General features: G+C 55.3%; 17 protein-coding genes. All 17 read left to right on the forward strand.

Annotated elements, in window-relative coordinates; all coding sequences use genetic code 11:
- Positions 1-5 precede the first annotated feature (5 nt).
- Positions 6-1,868 (forward strand): DNA mismatch repair endonuclease MutL, encoded by a 1,863-nt coding sequence (gene mutL / locus F384_RS23990; protein WP_046494394.1) that lies wholly within the window; start codon positions 6-8, stop codon positions 1,866-1,868.
- A complete protein-coding gene (miaA, locus tag F384_RS23995; RefSeq protein ID WP_046494396.1) occupies positions 1,861-2,811 on the forward strand; it encodes a tRNA (adenosine(37)-N6)-dimethylallyltransferase MiaA in 951 nt (316 codons plus the stop codon). Before mutL ends, miaA begins: the two co-directional genes overlap by 8 nt.
- An 83-nt stretch (positions 2,812-2,894) precedes the next feature.
- The gene (gene hfq, locus F384_RS24000; RefSeq protein ID WP_046494399.1) at positions 2,895-3,203 is read left to right on the forward strand and encodes an RNA chaperone Hfq; all 309 of its coding nucleotides are present in this window, start codon (positions 2,895-2,897) and stop codon (positions 3,201-3,203) included.
- A 74-nt stretch (positions 3,204-3,277) separates the two neighbouring features.
- Complete coding sequence (gene hflX, locus F384_RS24005; protein ID WP_042321426.1) at positions 3,278-4,558, forward strand: ribosome rescue GTPase HflX; 1,281 nt, start codon at positions 3,278-3,280, stop codon at positions 4,556-4,558.
- Between the two features lie 189 nt (positions 4,559-4,747).
- The gene (gene hflK, locus F384_RS24010; RefSeq protein WP_046494401.1) at positions 4,748-6,004 is read left to right on the forward strand and encodes an FtsH protease activity modulator HflK; all 1,257 of its coding nucleotides are present in this window, start codon (positions 4,748-4,750) and stop codon (positions 6,002-6,004) included.
- Positions 6,005-6,006: 2 nt separating this feature from the next.
- Complete coding sequence (gene hflC, locus F384_RS24015; protein WP_046494403.1) at positions 6,007-7,011, forward strand: protease modulator HflC; 1,005 nt, start codon at positions 6,007-6,009, stop codon at positions 7,009-7,011.
- Between the two features lie 86 nt (positions 7,012-7,097).
- The gene (locus tag F384_RS24020) at positions 7,098-7,295 is read left to right on the forward strand and encodes a DUF2065 domain-containing protein (RefSeq protein WP_046494405.1); all 198 of its coding nucleotides are present in this window, start codon (positions 7,098-7,100) and stop codon (positions 7,293-7,295) included.
- Positions 7,296-7,398: 103 nt separating this feature from the next.
- Positions 7,399-8,697, forward strand: a complete 1,299-nt coding sequence (locus F384_RS24025) for an adenylosuccinate synthase (protein ID WP_046494408.1) — start codon at positions 7,399-7,401, stop codon at positions 8,695-8,697.
- A 219-nt stretch (positions 8,698-8,916) separates the two neighbouring features.
- Positions 8,917-9,342, forward strand: a complete 426-nt coding sequence (gene nsrR, locus F384_RS24030) for a nitric oxide-sensing transcriptional repressor NsrR (RefSeq protein ID WP_042321442.1) — start codon at positions 8,917-8,919, stop codon at positions 9,340-9,342.
- Positions 9,343-9,498: 156 nt separating this feature from the next.
- A complete protein-coding gene (gene rnr / locus F384_RS24035) occupies positions 9,499-11,952 on the forward strand; it encodes a ribonuclease R (protein WP_046494410.1) in 2,454 nt (817 codons plus the stop codon).
- A 207-nt stretch (positions 11,953-12,159) separates the two neighbouring features.
- The gene (locus F384_RS24040; protein WP_046494412.1) at positions 12,160-13,164 is read left to right on the forward strand and encodes a D-cysteine desulfhydrase; all 1,005 of its coding nucleotides are present in this window, start codon (positions 12,160-12,162) and stop codon (positions 13,162-13,164) included.
- Entirely contained in the window at positions 13,157-13,867 is a 711-nt protein-coding gene (locus tag F384_RS24045) for an aspartate/glutamate racemase family protein (RefSeq protein WP_046494414.1), read from the forward strand. The genes F384_RS24040 and F384_RS24045 overlap by 8 nt, the downstream gene beginning before the upstream one ends.
- A 54-nt stretch (positions 13,868-13,921) precedes the next feature.
- On the forward strand, positions 13,922-14,929 hold the full coding sequence (locus F384_RS24050; RefSeq protein WP_155404033.1) for a glycine betaine ABC transporter substrate-binding protein: 1,008 nt from the start codon (positions 13,922-13,924) through the stop codon (positions 14,927-14,929).
- Positions 14,926-15,696, forward strand: a complete 771-nt coding sequence (locus F384_RS24055) for an ABC transporter permease (protein ID WP_046494416.1) — start codon at positions 14,926-14,928, stop codon at positions 15,694-15,696. Before F384_RS24050 ends, F384_RS24055 begins: the two co-directional genes overlap by 4 nt.
- On the forward strand, positions 15,696-16,472 hold the full coding sequence (locus F384_RS24060; RefSeq protein ID WP_046494418.1) for an ABC transporter ATP-binding protein: 777 nt from the start codon (positions 15,696-15,698) through the stop codon (positions 16,470-16,472). Before F384_RS24055 ends, F384_RS24060 begins: the two co-directional genes overlap by 1 nt.
- Positions 16,473-16,613: 141 nt before the next feature.
- Complete coding sequence (rlmB, locus tag F384_RS24065; protein ID WP_046494421.1) at positions 16,614-17,345, forward strand: 23S rRNA (guanosine(2251)-2'-O)-methyltransferase RlmB; 732 nt, start codon at positions 16,614-16,616, stop codon at positions 17,343-17,345.
- 113 nt (positions 17,346-17,458) lie between these two features.
- Positions 17,459-19,081 carry an isovaleryl-CoA dehydrogenase gene (locus F384_RS24070; RefSeq protein ID WP_046494422.1) on the forward strand — a complete coding sequence of 541 codons (1,623 nt, stop codon included), beginning with the start codon at positions 17,459-17,461 and terminating at the stop codon, positions 19,079-19,081.
- Positions 19,082-19,112: the final 31 nt, after the last annotated feature.

Below are 19,112 nucleotides of genomic sequence, written 5' to 3' on the forward strand. Positions count from 1 at the left end.
TTTGCATGCCGATTCAGGTGTTACCGCCACAACTGGCGAACCAGATTGCCGCAGGTGAGGTGGTTGAACGACCTGCATCGGTAGTCAAAGAGCTGGTGGAAAACAGCCTTGATGCCGGGGCGACGCGGATCGATATTGATATCGAGCGCGGTGGGGCGAAGCTGATCCGTATCCGGGATAACGGCTGCGGAATCAAGAAAGACGAACTGGCGCTGGCGCTGGCGCGTCATGCCACCAGTAAAATCGCGTCGCTTGACGATCTGGAAGCGATCATCAGCCTCGGTTTTCGCGGCGAAGCGCTGGCGAGTATCAGTTCGGTGTCTCGCCTGACGCTTACGTCGCGCACTGAAGAGCAGCAGGAAGCCTGGCAAGCCTACGCCGAAGGGCGCGATATGGATGTGACGGTCAAACCGGCCGCGCATCCGGTGGGGACCACGCTGGAAGTGCTCGATCTGTTCTATAACACCCCCGCCCGGCGCAAATTCATGCGCACCGAGAAAACCGAATTTAACCATATTGACGAGATCATCCGGCGCATTGCGCTGGCGCGTTTTGATGTGACGATCAACTTGTCGCACAACGGCAAAATGGTGCGTCAGTACCGCGCGGTGGCGAAAGACGGGCCGCAAGAGCGTCGTCTGGGCGCCATTTGCGGTACGCCGTTTCTTGAGCACGCGCTGGCGATTGAGTGGCAGCATGGCGATCTGACCTTACGCGGCTGGGTTGCCGATCCCAATCACACCACGACGGCGCTGGCGGAAATTCAGTACTGCTACGTTAACGGACGGATGATGCGCGACAGGCTGATCAACCACGCGATTCGTCAGGCGTGTGAAGATAAGCTGGGTGCCGATCAGCAGCCCGCGTTTGTGCTGTACCTCGAGATTGACCCGCATCAGGTGGATGTCAACGTGCATCCGGCCAAGCACGAAGTGCGTTTTCATCAGTCGCGCCTGGTGCATGACTTTATCTACCAGGGGGTGCTGAGCGTGCTGCAACAGCAGCTTGAATCGCCCTTGCCGCTGGAGGCCGAAGGTGAGCCCGCGCCCCGACACGTTCCGGAAAACCGCGTGGCCGCCGGGCGTAATCATTTTGCTGAGCCAGCGCAGGCGCGAGAACCCACGGCACCGCGCTACGCTTCCACACCGTCAGCGGGCAGCAGCGCGCCGCGCCCGACAGCGGCAAGCTGGCCGCATGCCCAACCGGGCTACCAGAAACAGCAGGGCGAGGTGTATCGCCAGCTCCTGCAAACGCCGACACCTGCGACAACATCGCCTGCGGCGGAATCTGCTGTGTCAGCACTGGCGGGACACAGTCAGAGCTTTGGTCGCGTACTCACTATCGTTGGCAACGACTGCGCGCTGCTGGAACGCGAGGGGAACATTCACCTGTTGGCGTTGCCCGTCGCAGAGCGCTGGTTGCGTCAGGCGCAGCTTTCGCCGGAAGGGGGACAGGTCTGCGCCCAGCCGTTGTTGATTCCGCTACGGCTAAAAGTCTCTGCGGATGAAAAGGCCGCACTGGAAAACGCGCAGGGCGCGCTGGCGGAATTGGGGGTTGAATTTCAGGCTGATGCCCAGCATGTGACCATTCGGGCGGTGCCTTTACCCTTACGCCAACAAAATTTACAAATCTTGATTCCTGAACTGATAGGCTACCTGACGCAGCAGCCAGCATGTGAATCTGGCAATCTGGCGCAGTGGATTGCGCGTAATCTGATGAGTGAGCATGCACAGTGGACAATGGCTCAGGCCATTACCCTGTTAGCTGATGTGGAGCGGCTTTGTCCGCAGCTCGTGAAGGCGCCGCCGGGTGGTCTGTTGCAACCTGTTGATTTACATACGGCGATGAATGCCCTGAAACATGAGTGATATCAGTAAGGCGAGCCTGCCAAAGGCAATTTTTTTGATGGGGCCAACGGCCTCGGGAAAAACAGCGTTAGCGATTGAATTGCGTAAAGTTTTGCCAGTAGAGTTGATAAGCGTCGATTCCGCCCTTATTTACAAAGGGATGGATATCGGGACGGCGAAGCCGGACGCTGAAGAGTTAAAAGCGGCCCCGCACCGATTGCTGGATATTCGCGATCCGTCGCAAGCGTATTCAGCCGCGGATTTCCGCCGCGATGCGCTAACGGAGATGAGTGAGATCACTGCGGCGGGGCGTATTCCGCTGTTAGTGGGCGGTACGATGTTGTATTTCAAGGCATTGCTGGAAGGTCTTTCGCCATTACCGTCGGCAGACCCGCAAGTCAGGGCCAGAATTGAGCAACAGGCGGCTGAGCGTGGGTGGGATGCGTTGCATCAGGAGTTGCAGACAATCGATCCGGTTGCTGCTGCGCGTATTCATCCAAATGATCCGCAAAGACTTTCCCGGGCACTGGAAGTTTTTTTCATTTCGGGTAAAACTTTAACGGAACTGACGCAAACGTCAGGTGATGCTTTACCGTACCAGGTGCATCAGTTTGCTATCGCCCCAGCGAGCCGTGAGCTATTGCATCAACGCATCGAGCAGCGTTTTCATCAGATGTTGGCTTCAGGATTTGAAGCAGAAGTTCGGGCGCTCTTTGCCCGTGGAGATTTGCATACGGACTTGCCTTCCATTCGTTGTGTGGGATACCGCCAGATGTGGTCATATCTTGAAGGCGAAATTTCATACGATGAAATGGTTTATAGAGGTGTTTGCGCCACGAGGCAGTTGGCAAAGCGCCAGGTAACCTGGTTGCGCGGTTGGGAGGGGGTGCACTGGCTTGACAGTGAGAAACCTGAGCAGGCGCGAAACGAAGTATTACAGGTTGTTGGTGCTATCGCGAACTGAATGTGTACAATTAAGGCGTATCGTGCGCAATTTTCAGAATCGAAAGATTCAAAGTACAAATAAGCATATAAGGAAAAGAGAGAATGGCTAAGGGGCAATCTTTACAAGATCCGTTCCTGAACGCACTGCGTCGGGAACGTGTTCCAGTTTCTATTTATTTGGTGAATGGTATTAAGCTGCAAGGTCAAATCGAGTCTTTTGATCAGTTTGTGATCCTGTTGAAAAACACGGTCAGCCAGATGGTTTATAAGCACGCGATTTCTACTGTTGTCCCGTCTCGCCCGGTTTCTCATCACAGTAACAATGCCGGTGGCGGTACCAGCAGTAACTATCATCACGGTAGCAGCGCGCAGGGTTCTACTGCGCAACAGGACAGCGAAGAGACCGAATAAGGTTTTTGACTGTTTTACACACGGGGAGCCAGAATTTCTGCGTTCCCCGCTGATCTATATCGAGGGGTTGACGCTTGTTTGACCGTTATGACGCCGGTGAGCAGGCGGTACTGGTACACATCTATTTTTCGCAAGACAAAGATATGGAAGATCTCCAGGAGTTTGAGTCTCTGGTCTCTTCCGCCGGTGTCGAAGCAATGCAGGTGATTACCGGTAGCCGTAAAGCACCGCACCCGAAGTACTTTGTTGGTGAAGGTAAAGCCGTTGAAATTGCGGAAGCCGTAAAAGCGACAGGCGCTGCCGTCGTATTATTCGATCATGCATTGAGCCCGGCCCAGGAACGTAACCTGGAGCGCCTGTGTGAGTGTCGTGTTATCGACCGTACCGGCCTTATCTTAGATATTTTTGCGCAGCGTGCACGTACCCATGAAGGGAAATTGCAGGTTGAGCTGGCGCAGTTGCGCCATCTGGCTACGCGTCTTGTCCGTGGCTGGACCCACCTCGAAAGACAGAAAGGCGGGATTGGTTTGCGCGGTCCGGGTGAAACCCAGCTCGAAACCGACCGTCGTTTATTGCGAAACCGTATATTGCAGATCCAGTCGCGCCTGGAAAAAGTTGAAAAGCAACGTGAGCAGGGGCGACAGTCGCGCATTAAGGCGGATGTCCCAACCGTCTCGCTGGTGGGATATACCAACGCCGGAAAATCCACCCTTTTCAATCAGATAACCGAAGCCAGGGTCTATGCGGCAGATCAACTGTTTGCAACCCTGGATCCGACGCTGCGACGGATTGACGTGGCAGATGTCGGGGAAACCGTGCTGGCGGATACCGTTGGGTTTATCCGCCATCTTCCGCACGATCTGGTGGCGGCGTTTAAAGCGACCCTCCAGGAAACGCGTCAGGCGACGCTGTTGCTGCATGTGGTTGATGCCGCAGATGTGCGTGTGCAGGAAAACATCGACGCAGTGGATACGGTTCTCGAAGAGATCGATGCTCACGAGATCCCGTCCCTGATGGTGATGAACAAGATCGATATGCTGGATGACTTTGAGCCGCGTATCGACCGGGATGAAGAGAACAAACCGATCCGTGTCTGGCTTTCCGCGCAGACAGGGGTTGGGATACCACAGCTTTTTCAGGCTTTGACGGAGCGACTTTCCGGCGAGGTGGCGCAGCACACGTTGCGTTTGCCGCCGCAGGAAGGGCGCCTGAGAAGCCGTTTTTATCAGCTTCAGGCAATAGAAAAAGAGTGGATGGAGGATGACGGTAGCGTAAGTCTGCAAGTTCGCCTGCCGATCGTTGACTGGCGTCGCCTCTGTAAACAAGAACCGGCACTGGAAGACTATGTTGTCTGACCTGACGGATATGGCCTGAAGATTTTTTCGCCTCTGTACCTTGTGGGTTTTGTGCGACAGGAAGGCGGCAAGTCCTGAAAGCCCCTGGAATATAGTCAACTATGTGACTGGGGTTGAGGGACGTAGCCAACGCATCTGTAGCGCAAAAGACACAGGTATAGCATCGCATAACAAATATGGAGCACAAACATGGCGTGGAATCAGCCCGGTAATAACGGACAAGACCGCGACCCGTGGGGAAGCAGCAAACCAGGCGGCAACTCTGAGGGAAATGGAAACAAAGGTGGTCGCGAGCAGGGCCCACCTGATCTCGATGACATCTTTCGCAAACTGAGTAAAAAACTCGGTGGTCTGGGGGGCGGTAAAGGTACCGGCTCTGGCGGCGGAAGTTCATCGCAAGGCCCGCGTCCGCATCTGGGCGGACGTGTTGTCACCATCGCGGCGGCAGCTATCGTCATTATTTGGGCGGCAAGCGGTTTCTACACCATCAAAGAAGCAGAACGCGGCGTGGTGACACGCTTCGGTAAGTTCAGCCATCTGGTTGAACCGGGCCTGAACTGGAAGCCGACGTTTATCGACGAGGTAACGCCGGTGAACGTGGAAGCCGTCCGCGAACTGGCCGCTTCCGGTGTGATGCTGACCTCGGATGAGAACGTCGTGCGCGTTGAGATGAACGTGCAGTACCGTATCACCGATCCGCAGAAATACCTGTTTAGCGTGACCAGTGCGGATGACAGCCTGCGTCAGGCGACCGACAGCGCACTGCGTGGCGTGATCGGTAAATACACCATGGACCGTATCCTGACCGAAGGGCGTACCGTTATTCGTAGCGATACCCAGCGTGAACTGGAAGAGACTATTCGTCCGTACAACATGGGTATTACCCTGCTGGACGTCAACTTCCAGGCTGCGCGTCCGCCGGAAGAGGTGAAAGCGGCGTTTGACGATGCGATTGCTGCACGTGAGAACGAACAGCAGTACATCCGTGAAGCAGAAGCGTATACCAACGAAGTTCAGCCGCGTGCGAACGGTCAGGCACAGCGTATCCTTGAAGAGGCGCGCGCCTACAGAACGCAAACTATCCTGGAAGCACAGGGGGAAGTGGCGCGCTTTGCTAAGATCCTGCCGGAATATAAAGCCGCACCGCAGATTACTCGCGAGCGTCTGTATATCGAGACGATGGAAAAAGTGTTGAGCCATACCCGTAAAGTGTTGGTTAACGATAAAGGTGGCAATCTGATGGTTCTGCCATTGGATCAGATGCTGAAAGGCGGGAGCACGCCAGCGGCAAAGAGCGATAGCGGTTCAAACCTGCTGCGCCTGCCTTCCACGTCTTCTTCCAGCAGCACCGGAGCAAGCAACACCTCGTCCACCAGTCAGGGCGATATTATGGACCAACGCCGCGCCAACGCGCAGCGTAACGACTACCAGCGTCAGGGGGAATAACGATGCGTAAGTCAGTTATTGCGATTATCATCATCGTGCTGGTAGTGCTGTACACCTCAATCTTCGTGGTGAAAGAAGGTGAGCGCGGAATTAAGTTCCAGTTCAGCAGTGTCGTGCGCGATGCTGACAAAAAACCGTTGATTTATGAGCCAGGTCTGCACTTTAAGGTTCCCTTTATTCAGTCGGTGAAAATGCTCGACGCGCGTATCCAGACGATGGATAACCAGGCCGATCGCTTTGTCACCAAAGAGAAGAAAGACCTGATTGTCGACTCTTACATCAAGTGGCGCATCAGCGATTTCAGCCGTTACTTCCTGGCGACGGGCGGCGGCGATATTTCTCAGGCCGAAGTGTTGTTGAAACGTAAGTTCTCTGACCGTTTGCGTTCTGAGATTGGTCGTCTGGATGTGAAAGACATCGTGACCGACTCCCGTGGTCGTCTGACCCTGGAAGTTCGTGACGCGCTGAACTCTGGTTCTGCCGGAACGGAAGACGAAGTGGCGACGCCGGCTGCGGATAACGCGATTGCAGAAGCCGCTGAGCGCGTGACCGCAGAAACCAATGGTAAAGTGCCGGTGATCAACCCGAACAGTATGGCGGCGCTGGGGATCGAAGTTGTCGACGTACGGATCAAGCAGATCAACCTGCCGACCGAAGTGTCTGAAGCGATCTACAACCGTATGCGCGCTGAGCGTGAAGCGGTAGCGCGTCGTCACCGTTCGCAAGGTCAGGAAGAAGCGGAAAAACTGCGCGCGACAGCCGACTATGAAGTGACCAAAACGCTGGCGGAAGCTGAGCGTCAGGGTCGTATCATGCGCGGTGAAGGGGATGCTGAAGCGGCGAAACTGTTTGCCGATGCGTTCAGCCAGGATCCTGACTTCTACGCCTTTATTCGTAGCCTGCGCGCTTACGAGAAGAGCTTCGAAGGCAATCAGGATGTCATGATCATGAGCCCGGACAGCGATTTCTTCCGCTACATGAAGACACCGAGCACCGCAACGCGATAATATCGCGCCAACGGTTTTAGGTTAGACGCATAAAACCACCAGCATCTTCAGGGATGCGGTGGTTTTCTTTTTTATAAGGACGTCCAATGAACTCAACAATCTGGCTGGCGCTTGCCCTGGTGTTAGTGCTTGAAGGGTTAGGCCCGATGCTCTATCCGCGAGCATGGAAGAAGATGATTTCTGCCATGACGCAGTTGCCCGAAAATACTTTGCGTCGTTTTGGCGGCGGACTTGTGGTTGCGGGCGTTGTGGTCTACTACATGTTGAGGAAAACGATTGGCTGATCAAAAAGTGTGCGAAATTAGCTGATTTTTGCATGCAAAAAGTGCTGTATATCTGAAAAAGCGATGGTAGAATCCATTTTTAAGCAAACGGTGATTTTGAAAAATGGGTAACAACGTCGTCGTACTGGGCACCCAATGGGGTGACGAAGGTAAAGGAAAGATCGTCGATCTTCTGACTGAACGGGCTAAATATGTTGTACGCTACCAGGGCGGTCACAACGCAGGCCATACTCTCGTAATCAACGGTGAAAAAACCGTCCTCCATCTTATTCCATCAGGTATTCTCCGCGAGAACGTCATCAGCATCATCGGTAACGGTGTTGTGCTGTCTCCGGCTGCGCTGATGAAAGAGATGAAAGGACTGGAAGATCGTGGCGTCCCTGTTCGCGAGCGTCTGCTGCTGTCTGAAGCATGCCCGCTGATTCTGGACTACCACGTCGCGCTGGATAACGCGCGTGAGAAAGCACGTGGCGCGAAAGCGATCGGCACTACTGGTCGTGGTATCGGGCCGGCTTACGAAGACAAAGTCGCACGTCGCGGTCTGCGCGTTGGTGATCTGTTCGACAAAGCCACCTTCGCTGAAAAACTGAAAGAAGTGATGGAATATCACAACTTCCAGCTGGTTAACTTCTACAAAGTTGACGCAGTTGACTACCAGACAGTGCTGGATGATGTGATGGCGGTTGCCGACATCCTGACTTCAATGGTGGTTGATGTTTCCGATCTGCTAGACCAGGCGCGCAAGCGTGGCGATTTCGTCATGTTCGAAGGTGCGCAGGGTACGTTGCTGGATGTCGACCACGGTACCTATCCGTACGTAACCTCCTCTAACACCACTGCGGGTGGCGTAGCGACCGGCTCAGGCCTGGGGCCGCGTTATGTGGATTACGTTCTGGGTATCATCAAAGCTTACTCCACTCGTGTGGGCGCGGGTCCGTTCCCGACTGAGCTGTTTGATGATGTCGGTGAGTTCCTGTGCAAGCAAGGTAATGAATATGGCGCCACTACCGGTCGTCGTCGTCGTACCGGCTGGCTGGACTCCGTTGCTGTGCGTCGTGCGGTACAGATCAACTCCCTGTCGGGCTTCTGCCTGACCAAACTGGACGTACTGGACGGTTTGAAAGAGGTGAAAATCTGTGTCGCTTATCGTATGCCGGATGGCCGTGAAGTGACCACGACACCGCTGGCGGCTGACGATTGGGAAGGTATCGAGCCGATTTATGAAACCATGCCGGGCTGGTCTGAATCCACCTTCGGCGTGAAAACGCGTAGCGGTTTGCCACAGGCAGCGCTGAACTACATTAAGCGTATCGAAGAACTGACCGGTGTGCCGATTGATATTATCTCTACCGGCCCGGATCGTACTGAGACCATGATTCTGCGTGACCCGTTCGACGCATAATTTTGGTTCGTGGCGCAGTGCCTGAGGGTGCTGCGCTTATCAGGTCTACAGAGTGTAGTGGGCCGGATAAAACGCAAAGCGTTGCCATCCGGCTTAATCGTGCGTTAAACCCTCGCTTTTTCCTTCCCGAACTGAAATAAATTAGCGGCCTGGCTAGTGGCTGGTTTATCATCAATATAAATAAGATGTATCCCGTTTCCCCTTTTCCCTGAGGTTGATGTGCAGTTAACGAGTTTCACCGATTACGGACTACGAGCGCTAATCTATATGGCATCGCTCCCGGAGGGTCGCATGACCAGTATTTCGGAAGTGACGGACGTCTATGGCGTTTCCCGTAATCATATGGTCAAAATAATCAATCAACTTAGCCGGGCGGGCTTTGTGACTGCAATTCGGGGGAAAAATGGTGGGATCCGCTTAGGCAAAGCCGCGAATACCATTCGGATCGGCGATGTCGTGCGCGAGCTCGAACCGCTGTCGTTGGTGAACTGTAGCAGCGAGTTTTGCCACATTACCCCTGCCTGTAGACTTAAACAGGCACTTTCTAAGGCCGTGCAAAGTTTTCTTACGGAACTGGATAACTACACGCTTGCCGATTTGGTTGAAGAGAATCAACCGCTTTATAAATTATTGCTGGTGGAATAATGAAGTCCAACGTGTTTCGCGTCGTATCGCGGCGGCCACTGAGCGAATCCCCAGGAGCTTACAAAAGTAAGTGACTGGAGAGAGCAAAGGCAGCCGACAAAGAGATGGCGTGAAAGATGACGGAATTCCACCGGAGCTGACAATGGAGGAACCTCAATGTCACAAGATCCTTTCCAGGAACGCGAAGCTGAAAAGTACGAAAATCCTATCCCAAGCCGGGAATTTATCCTCGAACATTTAACAAAACGTGAAAAACCAGCCAACCGCGATGAGCTGGCTGCGGAACTGAACATTGAAGGCGAAGAGCAGCAGGAAGCCCTGCGCCGTCGTCTGCGCGCGATGGAGCGTGACGGACAACTGGTCTTCACCCGTCGCCAGTGCTATGCGCTGCCGGAACGTCTCGATCTGCTGAAAGGTACCGTTATTGGCCACCGTGATGGCTACGGCTTTCTGCGTGTCGAAGGACGTAAAGACGATTTATATCTTTCCAGCGAGCAGATGAAAACCTGTATCCATGGCGATCAGGTGTTGGCGCAACCGTTGGGTGCGGATCGTAAAGGTCGCCGCGAAGCGCGTATCGTGCGCGTGCTGGTGCCGAAAACCAGCCAGATTGTCGGTCGTTACTTCACCGACGCGGGTGTGGGTTTTGTCGTTCCGGATGACAGTCGTCTGAGCTTCGATATCCTGATCCCACCGGATGAGGTGATGGGCGCCCGCATGGGCTTTGTGGTGGTGGTTGAACTCACCCAGCGTCCGACGCGCCGTACCAAAGCGGTAGGTAAAATCGTCGAAGTGCTGGGCGATAACATGGGGACCGGCATGGCTGTCGATATGGCGCTACGCACCCATGAAATCCCGTACATCTGGCCTGCCGCCGTTGAAAAACAGGTTGCCGGTCTGAAAGAAGAGGTGCCTGAAGAGGCAAAAGTCGGTCGTGTGGATTTACGCGATTTGCCGCTGGTCACCATCGACGGCGAAGATGCCCGCGACTTTGACGATGCGGTCTATTGCGAGAAGAAACGCGGCGGCGGCTGGCGTTTGTGGGTGGCGATTGCCGACGTGAGTTATTACGTGCGTCCACCGACGCCGCTGGACCAGGAAGCGCGTAATCGCGGGACGTCCGTGTACTTCCCGTCGCAGGTAGTACCGATGCTGCCGGAAGTGCTCTCCAACGGCCTGTGCTCACTGAACCCGCAGGTTGACCGCCTGTGCATGGTCTGCGAAATGACAGTGTCGACCAAAGGCCGTCTGACAGGGTATAGATTCTACGAAGCGGTGATGAGCTCGCATGCGCGTCTGACCTATACCAAGGTCTGGCATATGTTGCAGGGTGATCAGGATCTGCGCGAGCAGTATGCGCCGCTGGTTAAGCATATCGAAGAGCTGCACAACCTCTACAAAGTGCTGGATAAAGCCCGCGAAGAACGTGGCGGTATCTCGTTTGAAAGTGAAGAAGCGAAGTTCATTTTCAACGCGGAACGCCGTATTGAGCGAATTGAGCAGACCCAGCGTAACGATGCGCACAAGCTGATTGAAGAGTGCATGATTCTGGCGAACATCTCGGCGGCGCGTTTCGTTGAGAAGGCCCAGGAGCCTGCGCTGTTCCGTATTCACGACAAGCCGACCACCGAGGCGATCACCTCCTTCCGTTCCGTTCTGGCGGAACTGGGGCTGGAGCTGCCGGGCGGTAACAAACCGGAACCGCGTGACTATGCGGAATTGCTGGAATCGGTTGCCGATCGTCCCGATGCCGAAATGCTGCAAACGATGCTGCTGCGCTCAATGAAGCAGGCGATTTACGATCCGGAAAACCGCGGTCACTTCGGCCTGGCGTTGCAACAATATGCGCACTTTACGTCGCCAATCCGTCGTTACCCGGATCTCTCGCTGCACCGCGCCATTAAGTATCTGTTGGCGAAAGAGCAGGGCCATAAGGGCAACACCACCGAGACGGGCGGTTACCACTATTCGATGGAAGAGATGTTGCAACTGGGCCAGCACTGTTCGATGACCGAACGTCGTGCGGATGAAGCAACCCGTGACGTCGCTGACTGGCTGAAGTGCGACTTCATGCTGGATCAGGTCGGCAATGTCTTTAAAGGTGTGATTGCCAGCGTCACCGGCTTTGGCTTCTTTGTGCGTCTGGACGAGCTGTTCATTGATGGTCTGGTGCATGTTTCCTCGCTTGATAACGACTACTACCGTTTTGACCAGGTAGGGCAGCGTCTGACCGGCGAATCCAGCGGCCAGACTTACCGTCTTGGCGATCGCGTGGAAGTGCGCGTGGAAGCGGTCAATATGGATGAGCGCAAGATCGACTTCAGCCTGATCTCCAGCGAACGTGCGCCGCGTAACGAAGGTAAAACGGCGCGCGAAAGAGCGAAAAAAGGCGATGCGGGTAAAAAAACCGGACGTCGTCGTCAGGTCGGCAAAAAAGCGAACTTTGAGCCTGACAGCGCTTTCCGTGGCGAGAAGAAAGGCAAGGCCGGGGCTAAGCCCGCGGCTGAGAAAAAAGGCGATAGAAAAGCGAAAAAGCCTTCTGAGAAAACGCAAAAAATAGCGGCAGCGACAAAAGCAAAGCGCGCCGCTAAAAAGAAACCCGCGCAGTAATTGTTTCTGATAACCCCTTCCCTGCGAAGGGGTTATTCTTTTTTGCCGTAAGTCATTCCGCAATAGAATATACACTACCGCTATTACTCCTTTTTCCCTACTTATTCATTTTTCAGTAATCGTTATTTATTCTTTTTGATTAGCCATCTTTAGCAGATGTGTATAGTGAATTTCACTTTTTAAAATCCTTAATAGCAAGGAGCACTTATGCATCTGGCTCGTTTTCCAAGAGTTTCTCTTGGCCATTTTCCAACGCCACTGGAGCCGCTGAATAATTTAAGCGAATTATTAGGCGGACCAAAAATATGGATTAAACGCGACGACGCGACTGGCCTGGCCAGCGGCGGGAATAAAACCCGCAAGCTGGAATTCCTTTTGGCAGATGCACTGGAGAAAAAAGCGGATGTGGTCATCACCCAGGGGGCGACGCAGTCAAACCATGTCCGTCAGACAATCGCAGGTGCCGCAAGGCTTGGGCTAAAAGCGAAAGCGCTGTTGGAAAAACGGGTGACGGATTTTGGCGAAGATTATCAGCGTTCGGGCAACGTGTTACTCGATAACCTGCTGGGAGGAGAGATAGTTGCTCACCTGCCAGGCGGCACGGATATGCAGCAGGCGATGGAAGAGTACGCTGCAACGTTGCGTGAACAAGGGTACAACCCGTATGTCATTCCGGGAGGCGGTTCGAACCCGACGGGGGCACTGGGTTATGTCGCCTGTGCGGAAGAGCTGTTGTATCAGTCATCCGAACGCCGACTGCGTATTGATCACGTCGTTCATGCTACGGGCAGTACCGGCACGCAAGCCGGATTAGTCGCCGGTTTTACCGCGACCAACAGCCATATTCCCGTGCTGGGCATCAGCGTACGTGCGCCTAAAGCAAAACAGGAAGAAAACGTGTGGAATCTGGCTTCCCGCACGCTGGAACGGCTTGGCGTACCGGGTGAGTTGTCGCGTCACGCGGTAGTGGCGAACAGTGATTATGTTGGCGAAGGGTACGGCTTGCCGACGGAAGGGACACTGGAGGCGCTGACGTTGCTGGCTCGCCATGAAGGTATTTTGCTTGATCCCGTTTACTCCGCAAAAGGGATGGCTGGGCTGATTGACCTGATTCGGAAAGGTCATTTCCGCCGGGATGAGAACATTGTCTTTATCCATACCGGGGGATCGGCGGGGCTGTTTGGTTACCGGCAGGTGCTGGAACATGGCTAAGCCCTTCCTGCTTGGCGTACTGGGCGGAATGGGACCGCTGGCGACGCTGGATTTCCAGCGCCGACTGCTTGACGCCACGCCTGCACAATGCGACCAGCAGCAGATCCCCATGGTTGTCTGGAATGTGCCGCAAATCGCGGATCGCCAGCACGCGTTGGCGGGAACGGGACCGTCACCGCTTCCCCAACTGCTATACGGTATCAGGATGCTAAATCAGGCGGGAGCAAGCCATATTGCGCTCCCTTGTAATACGGCACACCACTGGTATGACGCGCTCAGTGAAGCGAGCGACGCGCCCATTCTGCATATCGTTGACGCCACGCTGGAGGCAATAGCGCAGTCTGCTGACAAACCTTCACGAGTGGGCATTATCGCGACAAAAGGCACGCTGGAGGCGGGCTGGTATCAGCAGAGGCTGGCTGCGCAGGGCATTGAGGCGCTGGAGCCAACTGCAGAGGAACTGACGCAGTGGTTCGTACCAGGTTGTTATGCCGTCAAACGTGGCGCGCTGGTTGAAGGGGGGACGTTGCTGGCGCGACAGGCTGACGCCCTGTTTGAGCGTGGGGCGCAAAAGCTGGTGCTGGCCTGTACTGAAGTGCCTGTCGCGCTTGAGGCTGTCAATACGCCGTTCCACCCTTTGACGTATGACCCGGCTCAGGCACTGGCAGAGCGATGTTCGCAGTTATGGCAAATAAAGAGATAAGCGGTCCGATTCGATATCGGACGAAATAATCGGTTTCATCAAAGGATAAATAAAATGAAAAAAAGTCTCGGTTTATTCATCGCCGCGGGTAGCCTGTGGGCAAATATGAGCTTTGCTGATACGCCAACGGAGGTGCGAGTGGCATATAGCGGCGGCTCTCAGGTATTAATGCTGGCAAAAGCCGACGGTTCTCTGGATAAAGCGTTAAACAGTAAAGTTAAATGGGTGCAATTTGCCTCTGGCGCCGATGCGCTTAATTATTTTGCCAGCAATGCGATTGATATCGCTAATTTCGGTTCCAGTCCGGCGACGGCAGGTATTGTGCGTAAATTACCGGTCGAGATTATTGGCGTTTCAGGGGTTATTGCCAGCTATGAGCGACTGATCGGCAAAGACGGCATTGTGAAAATCAATGACATCGAAGGCAAGCGCGTGGCGTATCCGCCAAACTCGACGGCACAATACGCTCTCGAAGCCGCAATCCGCGTGAACAAGCTGGATCGCAGCAAAATCACGCTGCTGCCGCTGCGCCCGGCGGAGATGGTGGCGGCCTGGAAACGTGGTGATATTGATGCTGGTTATGTCTGGGCGCCGTTTGCTCAGGAACTGGAGGCCTCGGGCGGGCATCAGGTTTTTGCGACCAAAGATCTGCAAAAAGATGGCTATCTGATTTACAACAACTATGTCGTGCGTAAAGCCTTTGCCGAACAGTATCCGGAAGCGGTGACCGCTTTCCTGCGTGTGCATCAGCAGAAAGTGGATGAATTCAAAAACGATCCAGAGCGTGCCGCCGGGATTGTCGCCAAAGAGGTGGGGGCGCCAGTCACCACCGCCGCCAATACCCTGGGCGGTCTGGAATATCCCACGCTGGCCCAGCAAGGAACCGCTGACTGGCTGGGGAACGGCACCCAAACCACTGACAGTGGTATTGGTAAAGCGTTAACGAAAACGTCAGGTTTCCTCGCCAGTATCGGTGAAATACGCAAGCGTGATATTCCGGCTAACTGGGATACGGCGATTGAGTCCCGCTACATTCGTGATGCGGCGGTGGCGGCGCAATGAGATTAAGTCAGCATATCGCCATCAGCGTGTTGTCGGTGGCGATTTTCTTTATCGTCTGGCAGGTGGCGGCGACGCGGCAGTGGGTCGACCCCCTGCTGCTGCCGTCGCTCACCGACATCGGCCTGACTACCGAAGAGCTGCTGGCGGATGGCTACCGTCAGGTACCGCTCTGGGAGCATATTGCGGTAAGCCTGGCGCGTGCCCTCAGTGCGTTTTCCGTCGCGATACTCATCGGTATCCCGCTGGGTCTGCTGATGGGGCTGTCGGACGGTCTGGCGGCAGTGCTTAACCCCTTTGTGCAGTTTCTGCGTCCTCTGCCGAAAATCGCTCTCATCCCGCTGGCTGTCGTCTGGCTGGGAATTGGCGAAGCATCAAAATTCTTCCTGATTTTTATCGCCACGTTTTTGAGCGTGGTGGTCGGGGCGTCGGCGGCCGTTGAACGTATTGGGCGTTCGCGGATTCGCGTGGCACAAACGCTCGGCGCTTCACGCAGGCAAATCTTTATGCGCGTGGTGTTACCCGACGCGTTACCGGATCTCTTCACGACCGTCAGGCTTTCTATTGGTATTGGCTGGACATCGCTGATTGCTGCAGAGATGGTCGCCGCCAGTTCTGGTCTGGGCTGGATGGTGATCAACGCCAGCTCCTATTTACGCACGGATATCGTCATGCTGGGTATTTTGCTTCTGGGCGGTATTGGTTACTTGCTGGATCTGTTGCTGCTGGGGCTACAGCGTCTGACTGTGCCCTGGGCGGGGAAAGAATAATGAGTACGATTACCCTGGAAAATGTCTCGCTCTCCTTTGCGGCAAAACCGCAGCCGTTTACGGTGCTGGAAGACATTAATCTGTCGCTAAACAGCGGTGAGTTTGTGGTACTGCTTGGGCCATCTGGCTGTGGGAAATCGACCATCCTGAACCTGGTCGCCGGATTTAATCGACCAGATCGGGGACGGGTGGTTGCGGGGGGAAAAACGGTAAAACAACCCGGTCCGGATCGCGGAATGATCTTCCAGCAGCCCAATCTTTTCCCGTGGCTCTCCGTGCTGGAAAACGTCACCTTTGGCCCTCGGTTGGGCAAACATCGTAAAGACGAAACCAACGCCCAGGCGCAGACATGGCTGGAACGTGTAGGGTTAAAAGGTTTTGAACATCATGCGCCCTGGCAGCTTTCTGGTGGTATGAAGCAGCGCGTGGCGCTGGCCCGCGCCTGGCTTCCTGGCCCGGAAGTACTGCTGCTTGATGAACCCTTTGGTGCGCTGGATGCGCAAACCCGACTGATGATGCAAGAGTTATTGCGTGAGGCCTGGCTGTCCACGGGCACCACGTTACTGTTTGTCACCCACGACGTGGAGGAGGCGCTCTTTCTGGCAGACCGCATTCTGATCATGTCAGCAAAACCGGGGAAAATTGTCGACGAGATCCGTCTGCCTTTTGGCCGGGAACGGGATATCGAAACCCTTGCCGAACACCCCTCATACCGCGAGATAAAGCATCGCGTTCTGCACCGGGTCCGTCAGGAGGCGAAGCGACACTTACGTTAATAAGCGTTTGAATGACGGTGCCTGCCAGCGGTTAAGTCTGAGAGGGTCGATTTGAACGCCGGGTCGGTTATAATGGGGACAAGTGAGCGCTCTCACGGCTCAATTTAACCCGGCGCAAACCGCCCAAAACGAGTAAGTTCAATGAGTGAAATGATTTACGGCATCCATGCGGTGCAGGCCCTGCTGGAGCGTGCTCCTGAACGTTTTCAGGATGTCTTTATTCTCAAAGGCCGTGAAGATAAGCGCCTGCTGCCGCTGATCCACGCCCTCGAAGCGCAGGGCGTGGTCATCCAACTGGCGAACCGTCAGTTTCTGGATGAGAAAAGCGAAGGGGCCGTACATCAGGGGATCATCGCCCGCGTGAAGCCGGGCCGTCAGTATCAGGAAAACGATCTGCCGGATCTGATAGCCTCACTGGATAAACCTTTCCTGCTGATCCTGGATGGCGTGACCGATCCCCATAACCTCGGCGCCTGTTTGCGTAGCGCCGATGCCGCTGGCGTCAATGCGGTGATCGTGCCGAAAGATCGTTCCGCCCAACTGAATGCCACAGCGAAGAAAGTCGCCTGCGGCGCAGCGGAAAACGTTCCGTTGATCCGGGTGACTAACCTGGCGCGCACCATGCGTATGTTGCAGGAAGAGAATATCTGGATTGTCGGTACGGCGGGTGAAGCTGACCATACCCTTTATCAAAGCAAAATGACGGGGCGTATGGCGCTGGTGATGGGGGCCGAAGGTGAGGGGATGCGTCGCCTGACGCGTGAACATTGTGACGAACTGATCAGCATTCCGATGGCCGGTAGCGTCTCATCACTTAACGTGTCTGTCGCCACCGGCATCTGTCTGTTCGAGGCCGTTCGCCAGCGCAGCTAATGTCGTATCCCTGAAGCCATCCCACAGGATGGCTTTTTTGTACCCCTCTTTCCAGGCATTCTCGGCTCAGACTGACCATACTTACTGAGATGCCATTGAAGGAGGGAAACATAATGCATTGGCAAACTCACACCGTTTTTAATCAGCCGTTACCCCTGAATAACAGTAATCTGTTCCTGTCTGATGGCGCGCTCTGCGAGGCGGTGGCGCGCGAAGGGGCGGGCTGGGACAGCGAGCTTCTCGCCAGTATTGGTCAACAACTTGGCACCGCAGAATCTCTTGAACTGGGGCGGCTGGCAAACGCCTGGCCGCCGGAACAGCTGCGTTACGACCCCCGGGGGCAGCGGCTGGACGATGTTCGCTTCCATCCCGCGTGGCATCTGCTAATGCAGGGGCTGTGCACCAACCGTGTACATAATCTGCCCTGGGAGGAGGAGGCGCGCGCCGGATCGTTTGTTGCCCGGGCCGCGCGCTTTATCTTGCATGCGCAGGTGGAGGCCGGAACGCTCTGCCCCATCACCATGACCTTCGCCGCCACGCCGCTGTTGCAGCAGATGTTGCCCGCGGCGTTTGCTGACTGGCAAACGCCTCTGCAAAGCGATCGCTATGATTCGCACCTCGCGCCAGGTGGGCAAAAGCGTGGCCTGCTGATTGGTATGGGGATGACGGAAAAGCAGGGCGGTTCTGATGTGCTGAGCAACACCACCCGCGCCGAACGTCTGGAGGATGGGTCGTACCGGTTGGTGGGACATAAATGGTTTTTCTCTGTGCCGCAAAGTGATGCCCATCTGGTGCTGGCGCAGGCAAAAGGCGGTCTCTCTTGCTTCTTCGTCCCGCGCTTTTTACCTGACGGCCAGCGCAATGCGGTTCGCCTCGAACGGTTGAAAGACAAGCTGGGAAATCGTTCCAATGCCAGTGCGGAAGTTGAGTTTCAGGATGCCATCGGCTGGCTGCTGGGAGACGAGGGCGAAGGCGTTCGTCATATTCTGAAGATGGGCGGCCTGACGCGTTTTGACTGCGCGCTTGGCAGTCACGGACTGATGCGTCGCGCCTTCTCGGTTGCTGTCTACCACGCGCACCAGCGTATGGTGTCTGGCAAGCCGCTGATCGAACAACCGATGATGCGCCAGGTGCTCAGCCGTATGGCGTTACAACTGGAAGGGCAAACCGCGCTGCTGTTTCGTCTGGCTCGCGCCTGGGATCGGCGTAGCCATGCCAGTGAACGGCTCTGGGCGCGGCTGTTTACTCCCGCTGCGAAATTCGTCGTCTGTCAAAGCGGTATCCCGTTTGTGGCGGAGGCGATGGAGGTCCTCGGCGGGATTGGATATTGCGAAGAGAGCGAACTGCCGCGGCTGTACCGGGAAATGCCGGTCAATAGCATCTGGGAAGGCTCCGGCAATGTTATGTGCCTCGATGTTCTGCGGGTCATCAGTAAACAAACGGGTGTCGAGGAGATGCTGAGCGAGGCGTTCTCTGACGTCAGGGGCCAGGACAGACACTTTGATCGCGCGGTACGTCAGCTTTTGCAGCGACTGCGCAAGCCTTCTGAAGAAATGGGCCGCGATATCACTCAGCAGATTTTCCTGTTGGGATGCGGAACGGAAATGCTGCGGCATGCGTCGCCGCCTGTTGCCCAAGCCTGGTGCCAGATGATGCTGGATACGCGCGGTGGGATGTTGCTATCAGAACGGGTACAGGACGCGCTGTTGTTGCGGGCGACGGGGGGATTACGCTGATACGTTGCCGGATGCGCTTGTGCCATCCGGC

This window comes from Citrobacter amalonaticus Y19 (assembly GCF_000981805.1).
In the GTDB taxonomy this organism is placed as follows: domain Bacteria; phylum Pseudomonadota; class Gammaproteobacteria; order Enterobacterales; family Enterobacteriaceae; genus Citrobacter_A; species Citrobacter_A amalonaticus_C.

Coding starts and splice junctions, on each gene's coding strand:
- hflC (WP_046494403.1), top strand. CDS start 6,007: ATGCGTAAGTCAGTTATTGCGATTATCATCATCGTGCTGGTAGTGCTG.
- miaA (WP_046494396.1), top strand. CDS start 1,861: ATGAGTGATATCAGTAAGGCGAGCCTGCCAAAGGCAATTTTTTTGATG.
- hfq (WP_046494399.1), top strand. CDS start 2,895: ATGGCTAAGGGGCAATCTTTACAAGATCCGTTCCTGAACGCACTGCGT.
- F384_RS24020 (WP_046494405.1), top strand. CDS start 7,098: ATGAACTCAACAATCTGGCTGGCGCTTGCCCTGGTGTTAGTGCTTGAA.
- F384_RS24040 (WP_046494412.1), top strand. CDS start 12,160: ATGCATCTGGCTCGTTTTCCAAGAGTTTCTCTTGGCCATTTTCCAACG.
- F384_RS24055 (WP_046494416.1), top strand. CDS start 14,926: ATGAGATTAAGTCAGCATATCGCCATCAGCGTGTTGTCGGTGGCGATT.
- rlmB (WP_046494421.1), top strand. CDS start 16,614: ATGAGTGAAATGATTTACGGCATCCATGCGGTGCAGGCCCTGCTGGAG.
- F384_RS24025 (WP_046494408.1), top strand. CDS start 7,399: ATGGGTAACAACGTCGTCGTACTGGGCACCCAATGGGGTGACGAAGGT.
- F384_RS24045 (WP_046494414.1), top strand. CDS start 13,157: ATGGCTAAGCCCTTCCTGCTTGGCGTACTGGGCGGAATGGGACCGCTG.
- hflK (WP_046494401.1), top strand. CDS start 4,748: ATGGCGTGGAATCAGCCCGGTAATAACGGACAAGACCGCGACCCGTGG.
- mutL (WP_046494394.1), top strand. CDS start 6: ATGCCGATTCAGGTGTTACCGCCACAACTGGCGAACCAGATTGCCGCA.
- rnr (WP_046494410.1), top strand. CDS start 9,499: ATGTCACAAGATCCTTTCCAGGAACGCGAAGCTGAAAAGTACGAAAAT.
- F384_RS24070 (WP_046494422.1), top strand. CDS start 17,459: ATGCATTGGCAAACTCACACCGTTTTTAATCAGCCGTTACCCCTGAAT.
- F384_RS24050 (WP_155404033.1), top strand. CDS start 13,922: ATGAAAAAAAGTCTCGGTTTATTCATCGCCGCGGGTAGCCTGTGGGCA.
- F384_RS24060 (WP_046494418.1), top strand. CDS start 15,696: ATGAGTACGATTACCCTGGAAAATGTCTCGCTCTCCTTTGCGGCAAAA.